We start from the raw sequence: 20736 nt of genomic DNA on the forward strand, positions 1-20736 counted from the left end.
GGGCGGCGGGCTCGGGATCCGGCTCGAACGGGGAGACGGTACGCGCGGGTACCGCTCCGGCGAACTTGGTGATGTGCTCGGCCGACCGCACCCGTTTGCAGGTGAAGCCGTTCATCGAGGCGATGACGCGGCCGTCGGCGCCGCAGATGGTGATGTCGCCGGTCACGGTGTCGCCGTCGGCCATGCGCTGGGAGAGAGCGGGCACGTACACCCTGCTGTCCCGGGCCGAGGACCCGGTGGCCCGGAAGGACCGGATGAAGATGGGAATGAACGGCCGGGTCAGCGCGGCCCGTTGGTCGCGTCCGAAGTGCAGGAACGGCACCAGGGTGGAGAAGTCGAGGACGACGGGGTGGATGTGGAAGTGGTCGAGGTAGGCCGCCGCCGCGTCACCGAGCGAGATCTCGGCGAGCGCGCCGACCGGCCGGGTCCTCAGGCGTCCGCTGACCTTCATGAAGTCCCGGTGGTGGATGGAGAGCTGGCGGGCGAAGGCGTACAGCTCCTCCGCGTCGCCCTCCTCGGCGGCGGGGCCCGTCAGGTCCGTCGGATCGAGGGCCGGGTTCTCCACGGGCAGACCGAGCCGGACCTCGGCCTGGAAGTTGCGCTCCCAGGTGTCGCCGACGGGGGTGCCGCCGATGAGGGGGCGGCTCTCCACGTGCACGGGAACGGTGTCCGGCCCGGTGCGCTCGCCGACGACGATCCGCAGTTCCTTGTCCATCTCCGCGGTGGCGACGACGGGCGCGATGAACAGGCAGCGGCGCAGCTCCGCGGTGGCCGGGTCGATGCCCGCGCGGCGCAGCAGCCTCAGCGTCAGGTCGAGGTGGAAGACGCCGGGCAGCACCGGCACGTCGTGGACGAGGTGGCCGCGGACGATCTCGTCTCCCGCCGTCACCACCGAGCGGAGCCGACGGCCCTCGACGGCGGCGACGTCGGCCTCGACGGCCTCGACGGCCGTGGGTCGGTGGGGTGCGGTCATGACAGCTCCTCCAGCTGGAGTAAGGGCCGGTGTGCGGGGACGCGGTGGGGTGCGGCGCCGGCGGGCTCGTCGTCCTCGGCCAGCTCCAGGTAGCGGCGGCCGTTGTGCGTGGGCACGACGGTTGCGGCGCCGGGCGCGGCGGCCGGGCCGGCGGGCGCCGGGTCGGTCCAGTGCCGGGCCCGCCGGAAGTCGGCGGGCGGCAGCGCCGTACGGACCGTCGCGCCTCGCTCGTCGGCGTACGGTTCGCGCAGGATCGCGTGGCAGTTGGTGCCGCCGAACCCGAAGGAGCTGAGGCCCGCGCGGCGGGTGCCGCCGCCCCGGGGGATCCAGTCGCGCAGTTCGGTGTTCGGGTGGAAGGGCGAGGTGCCGAAGGCGAAGCGGGGGTTGGGGGTGTCGCAGTGCAGGGTCGGCGGCAGCTGGCGGTGGCGCAGTGCGAGGACGACCTTGTGCAGACCCGCCATACCGGACGCCATCAGCAGATGGCCGATGTTGGACTTCACGCTGCCGATCGCGCAGAACCCGGGGGTGAGGGTGTCGCCGTCGAACGCGCGGGTGAGGGCGCGCAGTTCCATCGGGTCGCCGATCATGGTGCCGGTGCCGTGCGCCTCGACGTACGACACGGTGTCGGGGGCGGCGGCGGCCATGCGCAGCGCGTCGCGGACGACCCGTTCCTGGGCATCCGGGTTGGGGGTGGTCAGGCCCATGGTGCGGCCGTCGTTGTTCATGGCCACGCTCTCCAGGACGGCGTGCACGCGGTCGCCGTCGGCGAGGGCGGCGGCGAGCGGTTTGAGGAGCACCGCCCCGGCGCCCTCCCCGGGCACGAACCCGTCGGCGTCCTTGTCGAAGACCCGGCAGCGTCCGGTGGGCGAGAGCGCCTCGGCGGCGCTGAGCTTGAGGTAGGGCGTCTGGTCGAGCAGCAGGTCGGCCCCGGCGACCAGGGCGAGTTCGCACTCGCCGGTCAGCAGCGCCTGCCGGGCCAGGTAGAGGGCGGTCAGGGACGACGAGCAGGCCGTGTCCACGACCAGATTGGGTCCGCTGAAGTCGTAGACGTGCGCGATGCGGGCGCCGATGAAGTTGGGGTTGAGGCCGGTGACGGTGGCGCGGCGGGGCTCGGGGATGCGCAGGCCGTAACCGGTGGTGCCCGCGCCCGCGAAGACCCCGACGCGGCGGCCGGCCAGCTCGTGGCGCTCGTACCCGGCGTCCCTGAAGGTCTGTTCCGCGCACTCCAGGACGAGCCTGATCACGGGGTCGACATGGGCGGCGTCCGCCTCGGGGATGCCGAAGTAAGCGGGGTCGTACTCCTCGATGCCGTCGACGAAGCCGCCCCATTTGCTGGTCGAGCGGCCGGGGGTGGTGGTCGGCGTGTAGAGGCGGGAGCTGTCCCAGCGGGTGGCCGGGATCTCCCGTATGGCGTCCTGGCCGGTGCGCAGCAGCTCCCAGAAGGCGTCGGTGGTGGGGGCGCCGGGGAAGCGGCCGGCCATGCCGATGACGGCGAGGGCGGTGGATCCCGTGGAGCCCCGGCCCGGGTCCTCCCGACGCGGTCGTGGGGCGGGGGCGCCCCGGGTCGGTGTCACCGCGGCCGCCGTCTCGCCGCCGCCCCGCGCCGTCGCGGTCGGCAGCCGGTCCGCCGCCCACGCGGCGACACCTCGCGGATGCTCCTGGAGCAGATGGGCGCCGAGTGCGGCGGCCGTGGGGTACTCCAGGACCGCGGACGGGGCCACGGGCTCGCCGGTGAGGGCCTCCAACTTGGTGACGACACCGGCGAGCAGGATGGAGTCGACGCCGAGGTCGCTGAAGTGGACGTCGGGGGTGACGCGTTCGCGGGGCAGCAGCACTTCGCCGGCGATGAGGTCGCGCACGGCGTCGACGACCAGGGGCAGCGGTTCGCCGCGGGGCTCCTCCGCGGTCACGGTCGGCTCGGGGCCGGCGGCGGCGGTGGTGTCGCCGCGGCGGGCCAGGGCGATGACGGTCGGTCCGGGGTCGCGGCGCAGCGCCTGTTCGAGGAGGCCGATGCCCTCGGCCGGGGTGAGCGAGGTGAAGCCCTGTTCGGTGTAGCGGGGGCTGCGGACTTCGCCCATGCCGATACCGGACCAGCCGCCCCAGGCGACGGACAGGTAGCGGGTGCGTGAGCCGCGGCGTGCGGCGCGGGCGGCGAAGGCGTCGAGGTAGGCGTTGGCGCTGCCGTAGTCGGACAGGCCGGTGGAGAGGGCGGGCAGGGCGGCGGAGAGCGAGGAGTACAGGACGACGTAGTCGGGTTCGTCGGCGGCGAGGAGGGCGTCGAGCACGACGAGCCCTTCGCCCTTGGGCTCCCAGGTCCGGGCGATGTCCGGCCAGCTCTTGCGGAGGAAGACGGGGTTGCGTCGGTCGACGGAGCCCGCGCAGTGCACGAGGGCCGCGATCGGCCCGAGTCCGGCGCGTACCCCGTCGAGGAACGCCCCGAGGGCCGTCCGGTCGGTAAGCGGTCCGCCGTACGCTGCGATCCAGGCGCCCCGGTCCCGCAGCTCGACCAGGTCGGCCATGCCGTTGGGGAGTTCGCGGGCGGCGTGGTCCGCCGTCCACTCCTCGACCGGGGGCAGGGGGCGGCGGCCGGTCACGGCGAACCGGCGGGCGCCGCGTGCGAACAGTTCCCGGGCGAGGGCGGCGCCGAGGCCGCCGGTGCCGCCGGTGATGACGTAGACGCGGTCGGGGTGCACGGCGAAGCCGCCGAACGTGCCCGGCACCGGGGGCTGCTCCGGTTCGCCGGGCAGGTCGGTGAGCCGGGGCGCGTGGCGGACGTGGCCGCGTACGCACACCTCGGGCTCCTCGCCCGCCGTGTCGATCTCCCGCAGGGCCCACGGCAGTGCGTCGGCGGGGCCGGTGCCGCCATCGAGGTCGAGGGTGGTGGCGCGGACCGCCGCGTACTCGCCGCCGACGGCGCGGACGAGCGCCGCCATCCTGGCGCCCCTGGTCGCCGGCCGCGGGTTGCGGTGGTCGGCCAGGCACCGGGTGACGTGTACGACGGCCAGGTCCGCGCCGGCGGTGCGCGGGGCGCCGGAGTCGGTGCCGGTGGCGTGCCGTACCAGGGCCTGCAACAGGGCGACCCGGCCCGCCTCGTGTCCGAGGCCGGAGTCCTCCTCGGCGCCGGGCGCGTCCGGTGCCGCGAGGTCGGCGAGGTCGAGTACGGCGTCCACCCGGGGGTGTCGGGCCAGCAGCGCGGCGGCGGCCTTCTCGCCGTCGGCGTGGTCGTCGTGGTCGAGTTCGTACTCGTACTCCGGTGGCAGCAGCCGGGGCAGTCCGCCGCGTTCCCGCAGCACGATCCAGTCGATGCCATCGGGCAGGGCGCCGATCAGGCCGAGACTCTCGGGGCCGCGCAGCACCAGCAGGCAGGTGAGGCGGCGGTGCGGGGCGCGCGGTGTGGTGTGCAGGGGGACCCAGTGGCGTTCGACGAGGACCGGGTGGTGGCCGCCGTCGGTCGCGGTGGGCACGGGTGCCGGGGGCGTGGTGTCCCGGTCGGGCCCGTGGCGCCGGGTGTGGTCGAAGGGGTAGGTGGGCAGGGGCACCCGGCGCCGGGGGCGGCCCGCGTGCGCCGCGGCCCAGTCGACGGTGCCCCCGGCGGCCCAGGCGGCGGCCGGCCGGGCCGTGTCGGTGTCCGTGGTCGCGGACCGGCGTGCGGAGTCGTCGCCGTCCGTGTGCACGCCCGGCCCGTCGCCCGCCGTCAGGAACCGGTCGAGGCGGTCCCGGAGTTCGTCGACCGACTCGGCGACCAGCGCCACCCGGCTGTCCAGGTGCGGGCGGCCCGTCTGGGTGGTGTACGCCAGGTCGGCGAGGGCGGGCAGATCAGTCTCGTCGGGGGCGGCGAGGGTGTCCCGCAGCCGCTGGGCGTAGGCGCGCAGGCGTTCCGGGTCGCGGGCGGACAGGGTGACGGTCTGCCTGGTGGGCTCCTCGATGGCGGGGTCCGGTGTCGACGGCGGTTCCTCCAGGACCACATGGGCGTTGGAGCCACCGAACCCGAAGGAGCTGACGCCCGCCCGCAGCGGCGGCGCGGCGCCGTCGGCGCCGGCCGGGGGCTTCCAGGGCTCGGCCGCGTCGAGCGGCCGGAAGGGGCCGTCGGTGAGGTCGAGATGGCGGTTCGGGGGGTCGCCGTGCAGGTTGGGCGGCAGGGTGCGGTAGCGCATGGCGAGCAGCACCTTCAGCAGGGAGGCGATGCCCGCGGCCGATTCCAGGTGGCCGATGTTGGCCTTGACCGCGCCGAGGGCGCAGCCGCCGGTGGGGCCGCCGGTGGCACCGAGCCGGTCGAAGGCCTCCTTGAGGCCGCTCACCTCGATGGGGTCGCCGAGTTCGGTGCCGGTGCCGTGGGTCTCGACGAAGGTGATGGTGTCCGCCGGTATGCCCGCCGCGGTGACCGCCTCGACGACCACGTCGGCCTGGGCGGAGGGCTGCGGCGCGGTCAGCGAGTGGCCCCGGCCGCCGTGGTTGACGGCACTGCCGAGGATCACGCCGTGCACGGTGTCGCCGTCGGCGAGCGCGGCTGACAGGCGTTTGAGGACGACGGCTCCGACGCCCTCGCCGCGCACGTATCCGTCGGCGGCGTCGCCGAAGGTGTGGCAGTGGCCGGTCGGCGAGAGCATCCCGGCCTTGGCGAGGGACTCGTACACCTCCACGGAGAGCAAGGCGTTGACGCCTCCGGCGAGGGCGAGGTCGCACTCGCCGGAGCGCAGCGCGAGTACCGCCCGGTGTACGGCGGCCAGCGAGCTGGAGCAGGCGGTGTCGATGGCTTCGCTGGGCCCGCGCAGGTCGAGCAGGTGGGAGACCCGGTTGGGGACGATGCTGTGCACATTGCCGGTGACGGTGTGCGCGGCGGGCGGTTCGTCGCTGCCGCGCAGCACGTCGAGCCAGTCGTGCAGGGTCACCCCGGCGAAGACTCCGGTGCGGCTGCCGGACAGGGAGCGCGGGTCGCGTCCGGCGTGTTCCAGGGCGGACCAGGCGGTCTCCAGGAAGAGCCGCTGCTGCGGATCCATGGTGCGGGCCTCGCGCGGTGAGATTCCGAAGAACTCGGCGTCGAAGGCGTCGATGTCGTCGAGGAAGCCGCCGTACCGGCAGTGCTCCCCCGCTGCCGAGGCCCGCCAGTCCCAGCGGGCGGGGTCGACCTCGGTCACCGCGTCGTGGCCCGCCAGCAGCCGCTCGAAGTAGGTCTCCAGGTCGGGGGCGCCGGGGAACCGGCCGGCCATGCCGACGACGGCGACGGGTTCGGGCCCGGCCGGTGCGGGCGCGGGCTCCTCGGCGGTGGGCCGTTCCCTCGGTACCGGCCGGACCGCCTCGTTCGCGGCGAGCGCCGCCGTCAGCCGGGCGAGGGTGGGGTGCTCGTAGAAGACGACCGGGGTGAGCGCGGTGCCGAAGGTGGTGTTGACGCGCTGGCAGAACTGGGTGAACAGCACGGAGTTGAATCCGAACGCCCCCCACTCCGTGTCCGCGTCGATCTCGTCGCGGGGCGCCTTCAGCAGGTCGGCGGCGAGGTCGAGGAGGGTGTCGCGCAGGGGCCGCGCCGCCGGGGCGGGGGAGGCTGTCGCCGGGGCGGGGGAGGCTGTCGCCGGGGGCGTACCGGCGAACGCGGCGATGAAGCGGTCCCGGTCGCCGATCCCGACGACGGTGCACCCGGGCTCGCCCGAGAGGACGACGTCCAGGGCGCGCAGGCCGGTCTCGGTGTCCATGGGCCGCAGCCCGGTGGTGGTCTCGGCGAGGGCGAGGGCGCCCGCCGGTGCGGTCATGCCGCCGTCGCGCCAGTGCGGCCAGGCCACCGAGACGGTACGGCCGTGGCGTTCGCCCGCGGTGACACGGGCGGCGCGCCACAGCGCGAAGGCGTCGAGGTGGCGGTTGGCGGCGGCGTAGTCGCTCTGCCCCGCGTTGCCGAGGGTGCCGCTGACGGACGACATCAGACAGAAGAAGTCCAGCTCTCGGTCGGCGGTGACCTCGTCGAGCAGCCGGGTCCCGGTCGTCTTCGGGGCGAGGACGCGGGCCGTCGACGCGTCGGACTTGTCGCGCAGGGCGGCGTCCTCGACGACGCCCGCGGCGTGCAGGACGCCGTTGAGCGGGCCGAAACGTTCCTCCCCGGCGGCGACGGCGGCGGTCAGTGCGGCCCGGTCGCCGACGTCGGCGCTCATGTACAGCGCCCGTCCGCCCGCTTCCTCGATACGGCGGACCAGTCGCCCGGTGCCGGGTCCGGACGGGCCGCGGCCGAGGAGGATCAGGGAGGCGTGGTGGGTGCGGGCGAGCCGCTCGGCCAGGATCCGGCCGACTCCCCCGGCACCGCCGGTGACGAGGTAGACGCCCCCCTCCCGCCAGGGCGCGGCGCCCGCCCCGAGCGCGGCGTCCGGTAGGGGCTCCAGCACGCGCGTCCAGTACCGCCCGTCGGCGAACCGCGCCTCCGTGCCGGGGCCCTCGGCGGCGGCCAGCAGCTCCGCGGTGCCGGGGACGTCGGCCACCTCGACGCGTACGCCGCGGAAGCCGGGGATCTCCTGCTCGGCGGAGCGGGTCAGGCCGGGCACGGCCGCGCCCATGGGGTCCACGGCGGCGGGGAGGGACAGTCCGGCGTAGGTGACCGGGACGCGGTGCGTGGCGCAGGCCCTGGCCAGGGCTGTGGGCAGCCGCAGCGGGTCGTCGCCGAGCGCGTCGGGGTCGAGACGGCGGCCGTCCAGGACGGTCACACGGGTGCCCGGGGCGGCTTCGGCGACGGCGCGCAGCACCTGGTCCTCGTTCCCGGCGACGGTGACGGCCGGGTCGTCGGGCCGCCAGCCGCCCCCGGTCAGGGCCAGCACGCGCGACCGGTCGGGACGCGTCGGGGCGGGCAGCGGGGCCGTGCGCCAGGCGGCGCGCAGGTACCACTCCGGCGCGGCCCGGTGTTCCGGCCCGGGTGTCGGCGCCGTGATCCCCAGATGGGTGCCCTCCAGCCAGTACCGGGTGGCCCGGAAGGGGCGAGGCGGCAGCGGTACGCGGCGCCCGTCGGTGTCCGCGAACAGCGTCCGCCAGTCGACGGCGGCCCCGCGTGCCCACAGCCGTCCGACCCGGTCCGGTTCGCCTGCCGCGACGAGGCGGGCCAGGAAGTCGGCGGTCTCCTCGCCCTCGGGGAACACGTCGGCGAGGGAGGCGGCGCCGTCGGCGCGGCCGTACGCGATGCCGGGTGCCTCCCCGGGACCGGCGAGGGCGGCGAGGCGCTCGGCCAGTTCGGTGCGGTCCGAGGCCGTGAACGCGGCCCGGTGGGTGTGGGGGTCACGGCCGACGCGCAGGGTGTGCGCGATGTCCGCGAGCCGGGCGGCGCGGCCCGGCCCGGACGTCACATGGGCGTGGAGTCGGCGGGCGTAGGCGCGTAGCCGCTCGGCGTCGGCGGCGCTCACCACGATCAGCTCGGGGCCGCCGCCGGTCCGGTCGGTGGGGGCCGTCTCGGGCGCCTCCTCGACGACGAGGTGGGCGTTGACGCCGCCCGCCCCGAAGGAGCTGACTCCGGCGCGCAGCGGCAGCGGGCCGGCGGGGCCCGCCGGGCGCCGCCAGGCGGCCGGTGCACGCTGGACCCGGAACGGCGTGCGGTCGAAGTCGATGCGCGGGTTGAGGGTCTCGGCGTGCAGGGTGGGCGCGAGGGTGCGGTGGCGCAGTTGGAGCAGCACCTTGGTGAGCCCGGCGATCCCGGCGGCCGGTTCCAGGTGGCCGATGGCCGACTTGACGCTGCCGATCGCACACCAGGCGTCGGCGGTCTCCCCGCCGAACGCCGTCGTCAGGCCGCGGATCTCGATGGGGTCGCCGAGTTCGGTGCCGCTGCCGTGCGCCTCGACGTAGCTGACGGTGCGCGGCGGGACATCGGCGTCGGCCAGGGCGCGGGAGACCAGATCGGCCTGCGCCCGCGGGTTGGGCACGGTGAAGCCGCTGGTGCGGCCGCCGGAGTTGGTCCAGCTGCCCTTGATGACGCCGTGCACGTGGTCGCCGTCGGCGAGCGCCCGGGCCAGCGGTTTGAGCAGGACGGCGCCGACGCCCTCGCCCATGACGAACCCGTCGGCGCCCTCGCCGAAGGGGCGGCACCGGCCGTCCCGGGACAACATGCCCATCTGCGCGTACTGGATGTGCCGGGCGGGGTGCAGGACGAGGTTGACGCCTCCGGCGACGGCCGCCGTGATCTCACCCCGGCCGATCGCCTCGCACGCGAGGTGCACGGCGACGGCGGAGGCGGAGCAGGCGGTGTCCACGGCGAGACTGGGTCCGGTGAAGTCGTAGAAGTACGAGACCCGGTTGGCGATCTGGTAGTTCTCGGCGTACGGGAAGGGACCGTGCCCGGTGACGGCCGCGGAACGGCTCAGCGCCGCGTAGTCGTTGGCCATGACGCCGACGTAGACACCGACGTGCGGGCCGAGGCTGGCGCGGGTGTGTCCGGCGTCCTCGACGGCCTCGTGGGCGACTTCGAGGAAGAGTCGCTGCTGCGGGTCCATCGCCTCCGCCTCGCGCGGGGCGATGCCGAAGAACTGCGCGTCGAACCGGTCGACGTCCGCGAGCAGGGCGGCCCAGGCGGAGTAGGTGGTGTCGGGACCGCCGTTCACGGCGAAGTGGCGGCTGTGCTCCCAGCGCTGCGCGGACAGCTCCCGCACCGCGCTGCGGCCCTGTGTGAGGAGTTCCCACAGCTCGTCGACGCTCGCGGCCTGCGGGTAGCGGCCGGCCAGGCCGATCACCGCGACGGGTGCGCGCCGGTCGGCGGCGCGCGGCGGGACGACGGCGGCGGGGGCCGCGGGCGCCGCCTCCCGGACCGCCGCCGCCTCGGGCACGCCGGCGAGGCTGCGGGCGAGGCCGTCGACGGTACGGTGCTCGAACAGCAGCGCCGACGGCAGCTCGCGGCCCAGCCGCCGCTCCAGCGCGACCGTGAGGTTGACGATGTCGAGCGAGGTCAGCCGCAGCGCCTCGAAGGTGGTCTCGGGGGTGACGGGGACCTGGGGGCGGGCGAGGGTGCTGGTGAAGGTCTGGCGGACGAGGGCGCGTACGGCGTCCAGCCGATCGCCCGCGGCCGGGGACGGGGCGGACGGCGCGTCCGCGGCCGGCCGCGGTTGGCGTCGTACCCGGGCGTGCAGGTCCGTCAGGTCGGTGATGTCCTCGGCGAGTTCGGTCAGCGCGGCGAGCCGTGCCGGGTCGGCGGTGGCCGTGCGCGGGTCGGGCCGCTCGGCGCCGCTCTCCGGCGCCTGGTGCTCCTCGGGGCGGAAGGCGACGGCCGCGGCGTGCGCGACCGGCATCCGGTGGACCACACCGCCGTCGTCGCGCGGGGTGCCGGGTGCGGCGGTGACGGACTCCAGGAAGGCGCGGGCCGGTTCGTTGCGGGGCGTGGGCAGCCAGACGGCTTCGAGGTACTCGGCGCCGTCGTCGCCCGCGGCCTTCCCCAGGTGGCTGAGCAGGGCGTGTTCGGCGCCTCGGCCCAGTACCCGGCAGCTCATCAGGAAGGTGTCGACCACGACGGTGTCGCCGCCGTGGCTCCGCCGGGTCAGGGCGGCGGCCACGATGCCGTAGTCGCCGAACCGGTCCCGGACCTCGGCGACCCAGCACCGTACGTCCTCGTCCTCGGCGGCGAGCAGGGCGCGCAGTTCCGCCTCGGTGCGGCGGACGGTGGTGAAGTTGAACTGGTTGGTGCGCTGGGTGAGCTGGGAGACGCGCGGCAGGTCCGCCTCGGCGGCCGGGCGGACGTCGACGACGAGCCCGAGGCTCGCGATGAAGTCGGCGAAGGTGAGCACGGAGTCGCGCAGCCGGTCGCGGTGGCGGCGGGCCGTGTAGTCGGCGGCGCGGCCCCGGTCCTCCGCGGTCACCTCCGGGCGGTCGAACGCCCAGATCCGCTCCAGCATCCCGGGCAGCCGCTCGGGGCGGTCCGCGGGGAAGGTGAGCGCGAGGACCTGCGGGCAGGCGGCGCGTACGGCGGCGATCTCGACCGGGTTGTCGTCGAGGAAGACGAAGCTGTCGAGGCCGAGGCCGAGTTCGCGGGCCAGGGCGATGAGGCCGTCCGGCTTGGGGTCCCAGCCGATCCGCCAGGCCGCCAGGTGCTCCCGGCGCAGTGGCATCTCGGTGCGGCGCCGGAACACCTCGAAGACCGCGTCCTCGTCGTTCTTGCTGGCGAGGCAGAGCAGGATCCCGCGCTCGCGCAGGCCCAGCGCCCACTCCTGGAGCGCCAGATGAGCGTCGTCGAGGGCGATGCCGTCCGGGCCGTCCTCGCCGCAGACGCCCCGCCACAGGGTGTTGTCGCAGTCGAGCACGAGCACCTTGAACGGCGGCGCGAGCAGACTGTGCGCGGCACGCGTCAGCGCCGTCCCCACGGCGGTGAAGGCGGGGTCGGTGTAGGGGATGTGGGCGTGGGTGAGCCGGGCGCGGTCGTGGTGGTCGTCGGTCTCGAAGCCGCCGCCCCAGTGCGCGCCGCCGCCCAGGTGCACCCCGCGCAGCCCGGCCAGTCCCCGGGTGACGAGGTCCGTCGTCTCGTCGAGGACGCGGCGGCGCTCGGCGTCGGCGCCGGGTGCGGGCGGGCAGAGGTGCACGATCAGCTGGGCGCCGCCCTGCCGGACGTAGGTCTCGACGGCGGCGACGAAGTCGGCGGCGGTGCCGCCGGGGCCGCTGTCGCCCGCCGGCCAGTCCTCCAGGCGCAGCAGGACGGCGTTGCAGCCGGCGGTGTTGCGGTGGAAGGCGCTCGCCGGGTCCAGCAGTTCCTGGAAGACCTGTCCGTACGGGGCGAGTTCGAGGCGCAGGCCGAGCCCGAGGCGCTCGTTCCAGTGGGCGAGGGCGGGCAGCAGCGGGTCGGTGGTGAAGGTGGCGGCGACGACCAGTGCGGGCCCGGCGGCCTGCTCAGGGGGGTCGTCCTGGTCGAAGGTGTCCACGATGTGGGCCCGGCCCGGTTCCAGGTCCCGGTCGCCGATACGGCGCACCAGCGCGGCGGCGACCGGTTCGACCGGGGCGCCCGCGTCCTGCCCGGCGATGCCCCCGGACAGGGAGGTGGCGAGCCGGGGCGGGCGGGCCACCAGGAACCGCACCGAGGGGTACTCGACGGCGGCGCCGCGCACCAGGCCCTCGACGGCGGATTTGGCGGCGACGTAGTGGGCACGGCCCGAGGGCGGCTCGGTCACCCACTGCGAGGAGAGCGCCAGTACGCTGCCGCCGGTGCCGGCCAGGTCCTCGGCGAAGCGGGACAGCGGGCCGCGGACGAGGGCCAGGCTGTCCATGACGTACGCGTCGACCCGGTCGGCGGCGGCGGGGTCGAGGCCGAGGGCGGTGACGGGCGGGCAGGCGGTGAGCACCAGGACGTCGAGCCGCCCCTGTTCGCGCAGCAGGCGTTCGCGCGCGACGGCGCACCACCGCGGGTCGGACCAGTCGCCCTGCACCAGGTGCAGCCGGTCGGCGGCGTCGCCGAGGTCCCGGCGCACCGCTTCGGCCTCCGCCCTGCTGCGGTGGAAGCCGCCGTACACGGTGGCGCCCTGGAGGACGAGGGCCTGGGCGAGGGCCGCCCCGAGTCCCCGGCTGGCGCCGACGACGAGGGCCACCTGCCCGGTGAGGGCGGTGCCGGCGCCCCCCAGCAGCTCACGGACGCGGTCCGGTTCGGGCACGGGCGCCTCCTCGCGCACCAGTGCCTCGGCCTCGACGGTGCCGGCGAGTCCGGTGCCGGTGACGCGCCCGGTCAGTTCGACGCGGCCGAAGCGGTGGTCCACGGCGGAGATCCGGGCCGTGGCGCCCGGTGCGTCCGAGGTGTCCGCGGTGGACAGGCGGACCGTGTAGCCGGCGGCGAGCGCACGGCGGCCGGGTGCCTCCATGCCGACCAGGTAGCTGGCCCAGCCGAGCAGCGCGGCCAGTTCGACGGTGACTGCGGCGGTGGCCGCTCCGGTGCTGTCGAGGAGCCGGGCGTAGGCGGCCTCGTCCGGGTCGTAGGCGGCGTCCAGGTCGCCCTCGGTGAGGTCGCCGAGGGGGCGGTCGGCGGCTTCGGCGCGACGGCGTACGCCGGTGGCGGGCAGGGTGCCCGGGGGCCGCGTGCCGTAGTCGAGTTCGAGGTCGAGGAGCGGGCGGGTGCCGTCCAGGACCCGGACGGTGGGCCGAGGTGCGTCCGGTTCGGCGGTGGCGGTGTAGTCCTGGCCGGTGAACAGGGGGGCGTGGAAGCGGGCGCGCACGGCGACCGGTACCCGGCCGTCCGGCGGTGCGGGCAGCGCGGCGAGGGCGTGCAGCGCCCCCAGGGCACCGTGCACGACCCGCTGCCCGAAGGACGTGCGCCGGGCGTAGGCGTCGTCCATGTGCAGGGGGCTGTGGTCCCCGCTGGCCCGCCCGAACGCCTCGATGTCGGCGCGGGTCACATGGAACCGGCTCGCAGAGGTGGATGGCATTGCCTTGAGTCCTTCCGGGTCAGCCCTTCCGGGTCAGCTCGACGCAGCGGTGAGGGCGGGACGCCCGGCGCGGATCTGGGCGATCAGGCCGGTGAGCACCTGGCCGGGCCCCAGCTCGTGGAACTCGGGCTCCGGCTGATCGAGGAGGTACTCCACCGACTCCGTCCACCGCACGGGGCTGGTCAGCTGGCGGACCAGGAGCGCGGCGGTCTCGGTGTCGTCGTAGGGACGGGCCGTGGCGTTGGAGACGACGGGGATGCGCAGCGGTGCGAACCGGTAGCCGCGCAGGAAGCGTTCGAACCGGGCGGCGGCCGGGGCCATCGGCCGGGCGTGGAAGGCGCCGCTGACCTTCAGCGGGACGACGGCCCTGGTCTCCTTTCCGAGCAGCTTCATGGCTTCGGAGATCATGTCGGGCGGGCCGGAGACGACAGTCTGCTCGGGGGCGTTGAGGTTGGCGATGTCGACCGCGGGCGCGCCGCCGCGGGAGAGGATCTCCCGTACCCGGTCCGCGGTGATGCCGAGGACCGCGGCCATGGCGCCGGGGCCCGCTTCGGCCATCGCGGCGGCGCGCTCGGCGACGAGTTCCAGCCCGGTGACGAAGTCGAAGGCCCCGGCCGCGAACAGGGCGACGTACTCGCCGAGGCTGTGCCCGGCGAGGAAGTCCGGCAGTCGTCCGCAGGCGCGGACCTGGTCGACGTAGGACAGCGCGCCGACCACGTACATGGCGCATTGGGTGTAGCGCGTGTCGGACAGGCGTTTCTCCGGGCCGGTGAGGCACAGCTCCTCGATGGAATACCCGAGGACCGCGTCGGCCTGCCGGACGAGGTGCGGGTAGCTCTCGAAAAGCTGCCGTCCCATACCCACGTGGTGTGCGCCCTGGCCGGGAAAGACATGGATGACCGTCACTTGCGACCTCTCTGCGGGGGCTGGGGCGGGACGCGCCCTAGATGGCGTCGGCGGGGCGGGGGGTGTGTTCGGGCAGCCCGAGGTTGGGGAGCCTGAGGTAGCGGACATTGAGGCGCAGCAGGGGCTGGATGAGCACGTCGACGCCGACGAGGAAGCAGACGGTGCCGACGCCGACGGGGCCGCCGAGCAGCAGCCCGGTCGTCATCAGCGCGACCTCGACGAGCCCCTTGGTCGCCCAGAACGGCCGGCGCCACTTGCGGGTCATGGTGATGGCGAGCACGTCGATGGGGCGGATGCCGAAGCCGCCCATGATGACGAGGGCGGAGCCGTAGGCGCACAGCAGGGTCGCCGGGGCGAGCAGCGCCGGCCCGTCGACGCCGAGGCGGCCCGCGGGCTCCGTCCACATCAGCAGGTCGATCACGCTGCCGCAGAGGAAGAAGGTGAACAGCGGTGCGAGCAGCGGCCGGTGCCGGTTCCAGAGGGCGGACAGGCCGAGACAGACCACCGCCACGGCGGCCTGGGCGAGGCCGACCGTGATGGTGATGTGTTCCTTGAGGCCGAGCGCGAACACGTCCAGCGGGTCGGTGCCCAGGTCGGAGTGGATGAACAGGTACGCGCCGGTCGAGAACGTCAGGCAGCCGATCGAATAGAGCAGCGGGGCGCGGCGACGCTCACGCTGGGCGTCGGTCACAGAATCGTTCCTTCCGGTACGGCGTCCTCTCCGTGGGCGGCGGTCTCCTCCAGACGGCGCTGCCACAGCCGGGCCGCGCCGTCCATGAGGAGATCGGCGAGGTCGTCGACGTGTCGGGCGCGCCAGTCCTCCCGCGGGGTGCCGCGCAGCAGGCTGTTGAGGGCGCCCAGGGAGGGACCGCAGGGGATCTGGTAGTCCACGCGCTGTTCGGGGGCGCCGCTCATCGCGAGCCGGGCGGAATGCACGAAGTACCACTTGAAGGTGAGGATCATCCGCAGCTTCGGGTCGCGTTCGGCGGCGGCGAGCTGGTCGGGGTCGGTGCGGGCAAGGTGCTCCGCGGTCTCCCGCCACACCTCGTCGAAGGTGCGGTGGAAGTACTTGTCCTGGATCTGCCGGGCGGTCCGGTCGTCCAGTTCTTCCAGTGAGTTCAGGCGCACGGAGAGTTCGTAGAGCTTGTTGGCGCGGGTCGGGAAGAGCAGTCCCCTGCGCAGCACCTGCGCCTTGGCGCCGATCTCCAGCATGTCCCCGGCGGGCACGATCGCGGTGTCCTGCACGCCCGCCTGCTGGAGCATGTCCTTGGCGGCGTCGCTGGTACCGGCCTCGACGGTGCACTGGTTGATGCTGCCGGTCAGCACGAAGTCCGCGTTCAGCATGAAGGCGGCGGCGACGGCCTCGGGGGTGCCGATGCCGCCCGCCACCCCGACCCGGACGGCCGCGGCGCCCGCGAAACGCTCCGCGGCGACCCGGTCGCGCAGTCCGACCATGTCCGGCAGCAGTGTGATCAGCGGCCGCTGGTCGGTGTGGCCGCCCGAGTCGGCCTCCACGCACAGGTCGTCGGCCATGGGGATCCGGGCCGCCAGCTCCGCCTCCTCGGCGGTGACGCGGCCCGCGCGCAGCAGGTCCCGTACGACACCCGCCGGGGGCGGGCTGAGGTAGGCCTCGGCCGTCTCGGGCCGGGACACCTTGCCGAGCACCTTGTGGGGGACGTGGACGCGGCCGTCGGGGGCGCGGTTCAGGCCGGTGATCCGGTAGCGGACCAGGGCGGGCGACATCCGGATGAACGCCGCCGCCTCCACCCGCCGGACGCGGCGGGCCAGCAGCAGGTCGACCAGCTCCTCCTCCTTGCGGGGCACGCCGGGTGAGGACAGCAGGTTCATGCCGTAGGAACGGTCGCCGCCGAGGGTCGCGTCGAGGGCGCGGATGACCGACTCGACGCGTTCCGGGCGCAGTCCGCCGGTACCGAAGTAGGCGAGCAGGCCGGCCCGGGCCATGCGGACGACCATGTCCTGGGAGGCCGTCGCCTTGAACATCGATCCGGCGACGTACGCGTAGCGCACACGGTGGTCGCGCCGGAAAGCGGCGGACCCCAGGTGCTCGGGCCGCACCCGGCAGGCGGTGGTGAGTGTGGGGGCGAAGGCGGCGTCCTGGTCCATGGGTGGGTATCCGGCTCCTACTTGGCCGTGGCGGTCTCGAACCGGTCGAAGACCGCGGGGATCTCCACGGCGAGGTGGCGGTAGAGGTGCTCCAGGGTGGCGATCCGCTCTCGGCGCTCCGGAGGGGCGTCCGCCAGGACCTCCAGGCCCCGCTTGAGGACCTCGTGGAACCTGGGCATGTTGACGAGGGAGTAGCGCACGGCCTTGGGCCAGTTGCCGTCGGGCAGCCACATCAGGAAGTCGTCGCTGCCGGGCTCGTCGCGGCGTTCGAAGACGCCCGGGGTGACGAGGAGCTGCGACACGCGGTCGACGTCCTCCCGGGTCACCCCGAGTGCCTCGACGATCCGGCTCGCGCGCTGCTGGACCGGGGTGCAGATCATCAGGTAGCCGAAGACGTAGCCGTAGTTCCAGGCCATGTTGTCGGTGTTGCGGTAGTGCTGGGCGACCTTGTGGACGAAGCCGCGTTCGCCCTCGGTCAGACCGGGGGTGGGGGGCGGCTGGTCGGTCTGCTCGATCCGGTCGATCGCGTCGGGCTGTGCGGTGCTTTCGCTCATGGCTGTCCTTCGGGCGGGTCGGGGGCGGGTCACTTCAGGCGTGCCGGGGGCTCGTACCGGTCGAAGACGGCGGGCAGTTCCTCGCCGAGGTACCGGAAGAAGCGCTCCATGTTCAACAGGCGGCGACGGCGTTCCTCGGGCTCTCCCCGCAGGACCTCGAGGCCGTGCTCCATCACCGAGTGGAAGGAGGGCACGGCGAGCATCGAGTGCTGCACGGTCTTCGGCCAGACGTCGAGGCTCATCGCCAGCGCGTACTCGCCGCCGGGCAGTTCCTCGCGGGTGAGCACGCCCGGCGGCACGAGGAGCGCGTCGATGTGGTCGACGGACTCCCGGCGTACGCCGAGCGCCTTGCACAGCTCGCCGGCCGACTGCTCCACGGGGTCGCAGATCATCAGCCAGCCGATCAGGAAGCCGTGCTCCCAGGCCATGTTGTCGGTGTCGCGGTAGTGCTCGGCGACGCGGTTCACGTAGTCCCGTTCGCCCTCGGTGAGTCCTGGAGTCGGCGGCTTCACGTCCACGGGTGCGGTCATCGGGTGGCCCTTTCGCCGGAGATCCTCGGGTGTTGGCGACCTTGAGCCTCGCCCCTGTGACCGGAACCGGGCACCAGGGGACGCCCCCAGCATTCCCGGCCCGGGTACCGGCCGGCGGGGTGGCGGGGTGGGACGGGTGTCCTGGGGGCGTGGGGTGGGGAGTCCGGAGTGCGGGGAGGGTGGGGTGGGTAAGGGGCGGGGTGGGCAAGGGGCGGTCGGGCGGTGCCGGACCAGCGGGCGGGGCCGGCCCGGTCAGGAGCTGCGCCGCACCGGCGGTCCGTCGAGGGCCAGGGCCCGGGGCAGTTCCGAGCGCTTGGCGATGCCGAGCTTGGCGTAGACCTGGCTCAGGTGCCATTCAACGGTCTTCACGGACACGTAGAGCTCGCGGGAGATCTCCTTGTTGCTCAGTCCCTCGGCCGCCTTCTGCGCGACGCGTTCCTCGGCCGGGGTCAGGGCCGTGGAGAGCCCGTCGCCGACTCGGGACAGGCGGGTACCGGCGAGCCGCAACTCCGAGCGGGCCGCCGCGGCGACCGTGGCCGCGCCGATGCCGTGGGCCAGCTCCAGGCCCTCTGTGAGCGGCTGCCGGGCCTGGGTGCGATGACCCGCTCGCCGCAGTGCCGAACCGAGTTCGACCAGGGTACGGGCGCGCTCCAGCGCGTCGGGCAGTTCCTCCAGCAACCGGTCGGCGTCCACCAGGCGGGCGAGCCCCTTGTCGCCGGTGACGCTCGCCAGCGTCCGCAGGGCGACCGCGAGGGGCCGGGCGGCACCGAAGGCGCGGCAGCGGTTGACCTCCTCCAGGACGAGGGCGCGGGCGGCGCGCACACTGCCGGTCACGGCGAGGGCGCGGGCGGCGTCCGTGAGGTACTCGGTGGTGGCGGACGGATAGAGCCAGCCCTCGGCCAGCGCCAGGGCCCGGCAGGCGAGGAGTTCCTGGAGTCCGTCCTCGTCCCGGGCGAGTCGGATGCTGAGCCGTCCGCGGGCCAGGCGCAGCGGGACGAACGGCGCGGCGTCGGGGAGCGTCCCGGCCAGGCCCGTGGCCTTGAGGAGTTCCTCGGCCTCGCCGGGCCGGTCGGTCTCGATGAGGCAGTGCACGAGGACGGCGGCGGCCACGGGGACGCCGACCGGGGTGAGGGCGGTGGTGTGGTGGTCGCGCAGTACGGACCCGGCCACGGCCTCGGCCTCGGCAAGCCGTCCCGTGTCGAGCAGGACCCGGGCGCGCATGCTCTCGGCCGTGGTCGCGGTGAGCAGCCGCCCGTGGCGGGACGCCTGGCGCGCGACCCAGGTGAGGACCTGTTCGGCGGCGGACAGGTCGTCGCACTGGGCGAGCATCCAGGCGGCGAGGGACACGGGCGGCAGTTCCATGTCCTGGTCGGGCAGGCGTACCCCGTCGGCGACGGCCGCGCTCGCGAAGCGGGCGACCCGGCCGACGGGCAGCCCGCGGCTCCACGCCTCGACGGCGGCGTGCGCGCGTACGCCCCCGGGGGGCAGGTCGTACGCGGGTGTGGTGGGGCTGCCGCCCCTGGACATCCGGGTCAGCACGCGTTCGATGAGGCGTGCCCGGGTGGTGACGGTGTCCTCCGGCCCGTCGGCGGTGCCGCAGGACTGGCGTGCGACGTCCGCCGCCTCCGGGTAGCGGCCGCTGGCGGCCAGGGCGAGGGCGAGTTCGGGGCGTACCGCGCGGATGACCTCGCGGTCGCGGGAGTGGTGGATGGCTTCCGCGAGGTGGCCGACGGCCGCACGGTCGCGAGCCAGCAGTTCCGCGGAGCCGAGCTGGGCGAGCAGGTGCGCTCGGGAGGGGTCGGGCGTGGGCTCGGTGAGGGCGCGCCGCAGGTACCGTACGGCGGTGGCCGGCTGGCCGGTCTGGGCTGCCTGGCTGGAGGCGGAGCGCAGCACGCGCACGGCCCAGGAGGGAACCCCGGGCCCGGTGCGGCAGACGTGCTCGGCGACCGCGGCGGGATCGGCGTCCGCCGCGTGCAGGCTGGCCGCGGCCCGGCGATGCGCCTGGTGGCGTTGTTGCGCGGTCATGTCGGCGTAGACGACGTGGCGGGCGACGGAACTGTGGAAGGCGTACGGCGTTCCGGAGCGCAACAGCCCGGCGTCTCGCAGGTACTTGGCGGCCTCGTCGGCCCCGCTCTCGTCGAGGCCCGCGACGTCGGCGCTGTGCTGGGGCGCGGCGTGGGTGTCCAGAACGGCGGTGGCCTGGGCGAGGACGACGGCCGGTTCGGGCAGCCGGCCGATGCTGCGGCGGATGTCCCAGGCGATGGAGGTGGGGCTGAGCAGCCGCAGACCAGGTACCGCGGACGCCGTCGGCCGCAGGCCCCGTGACGTCATCTCCTTGGCCAGTTCGGTGAGGTGCAGGGGGTTGCCCTCGGTGATCTCCATGCAGCGGTGGACGACGGAGTCGTGCGGGGCGGTGCCGAGTTGGGCGGTGAGCACCTCGCGGGCCGCGTCCTCGCTGAGCGGGGCGAGCCGGGCGACGGTGGCCAGGGGCGAGGCACGGGCGGACATGATGAGGTCCTGGGCGGTGTCGGGCGCGGAGGGGGCCGGCGTATGGGCGAGGGCGACGAGGACGGACTCACCCTCCAGCCTGTTGATCAGGTAGCTGATGAAATGCAGGGAGAAGCGGTCGGCCCATTGGGCGTCGTCGACGACGAGTAACAGCGGCTGCCGGGCGGAGAGATTGCAGCACAGCCAGTACAGGCCGTGCACGGTCGCGTAGAGCTCGTCCTCGCCGAGCGCCGCCAGGCCGCCGGGGTGGTGTTCCTGGTTGTAATCGAAGAGGGACCGGATCAGCGCGGCGCGGCCGGTGAGCGCGGCGCCGTCGCCGGTTCCGGCGGGATCGGCGGCCAGGAGGCGTTCGAAGAGCTGGCGTACCACGGTCCAGGGAAAGTCGCGTTCCAGTTCGCTGCCGCGCGCGTGCAGCACCGTGAAACCCTGGGTCTGCGCGGCGACGCGGAGCGACCGGAGAAGGCTCGTCTTGCCGAGGCCACCAGCGCCCTCGAAGGTCAGGACGGCGCCGTCGCCGCTCATGGCGTGCTGCAGCGCCGACTGCACGAAGCCTAATTCGCGATCTCGTTCCAGTAGTCGGTTTTCTCTACGCACGAACTCATCCTCCTTGGACTCACGGCTACGGACGTGACTTCGAACGGAGACAGGCCGATCTTGCGGCGCGAGCTGCTGCGGAATGGCGAGAGGAGACCTTCGCGAATGGACACGAGAAGCCGGAACAGGAAAGTTCAACGACTACCGAAGCACAAAAAAAGCCCCCCGCTTTGTTTTGCATTGGCAATGGATTCGCCGGTGATGAA

Annotated in this window: 8 protein-coding genes (1 of these 8 only partly in view); all 8 read right to left on the reverse strand. The window is 74.4% G+C overall.

The window, feature by feature from the left end:
- On the reverse strand, positions 1 to 973 hold the start of the coding sequence (locus tag ACZ4V1_RS08015) for an SDR family NAD(P)-dependent oxidoreductase (protein ID WP_468331118.1). Its footprint begins 11414 nt before the window's first position; only the first 973 of its 12387 coding nucleotides appear in the window; its start codon is at positions 971 to 973; its stop codon lies off the left edge, out of view.
- Positions 970 to 13314, reverse strand: coding sequence for an SDR family NAD(P)-dependent oxidoreductase (locus tag ACZ4V1_RS08020; RefSeq protein ID WP_468331121.1), 12345 nt, complete (start codon positions 13312 to 13314; stop codon positions 970 to 972). Before ACZ4V1_RS08020 ends, ACZ4V1_RS08015 begins: the two co-directional genes overlap by 4 nt.
- Before the next feature lie 33 nt (positions 13315 to 13347).
- A complete protein-coding gene (fabD, locus tag ACZ4V1_RS08025) occupies positions 13348 to 14328 on the reverse strand; it encodes an ACP S-malonyltransferase (RefSeq protein ID WP_468331124.1) in 981 nt (326 codons plus the stop codon).
- On the reverse strand, positions 14258 to 14911 hold the full coding sequence (locus ACZ4V1_RS08030; RefSeq protein WP_468331127.1) for a YczE/YyaS/YitT family protein: 654 nt from the start codon (positions 14909 to 14911) through the stop codon (positions 14258 to 14260). Before ACZ4V1_RS08030 ends, fabD begins: the two co-directional genes overlap by 71 nt.
- A complete protein-coding gene (locus ACZ4V1_RS08035; RefSeq protein WP_468331130.1) occupies positions 14908 to 16344 on the reverse strand; it encodes a PfaD family polyunsaturated fatty acid/polyketide biosynthesis protein in 1437 nt (478 codons plus the stop codon). The genes ACZ4V1_RS08030 and ACZ4V1_RS08035 overlap by 4 nt, the downstream gene beginning before the upstream one ends.
- Positions 16345 to 16361: 17 nt before the next feature.
- On the reverse strand, positions 16362 to 16898 hold the full coding sequence (locus tag ACZ4V1_RS08040; protein ID WP_468331133.1) for a hypothetical protein: 537 nt from the start codon (positions 16896 to 16898) through the stop codon (positions 16362 to 16364).
- A 29-nt stretch (positions 16899 to 16927) separates the two neighbouring features.
- The gene (locus ACZ4V1_RS08045) at positions 16928 to 17428 is read right to left on the reverse strand and encodes a hypothetical protein (RefSeq protein WP_468331136.1); all 501 of its coding nucleotides are present in this window, start codon (positions 17426 to 17428) and stop codon (positions 16928 to 16930) included.
- 252 nt (positions 17429 to 17680) lie between these two features.
- Positions 17681 to 20530, reverse strand: coding sequence for an ATP-binding protein (locus ACZ4V1_RS08050; protein ID WP_468331139.1), 2850 nt, complete (start codon positions 20528 to 20530; stop codon positions 17681 to 17683).
- Between the last annotated feature and the right edge of the window lie 206 nt (positions 20531 to 20736).

It is taken from the genome of Streptomyces sp. NPDC028991 (genome assembly GCF_055564775.1).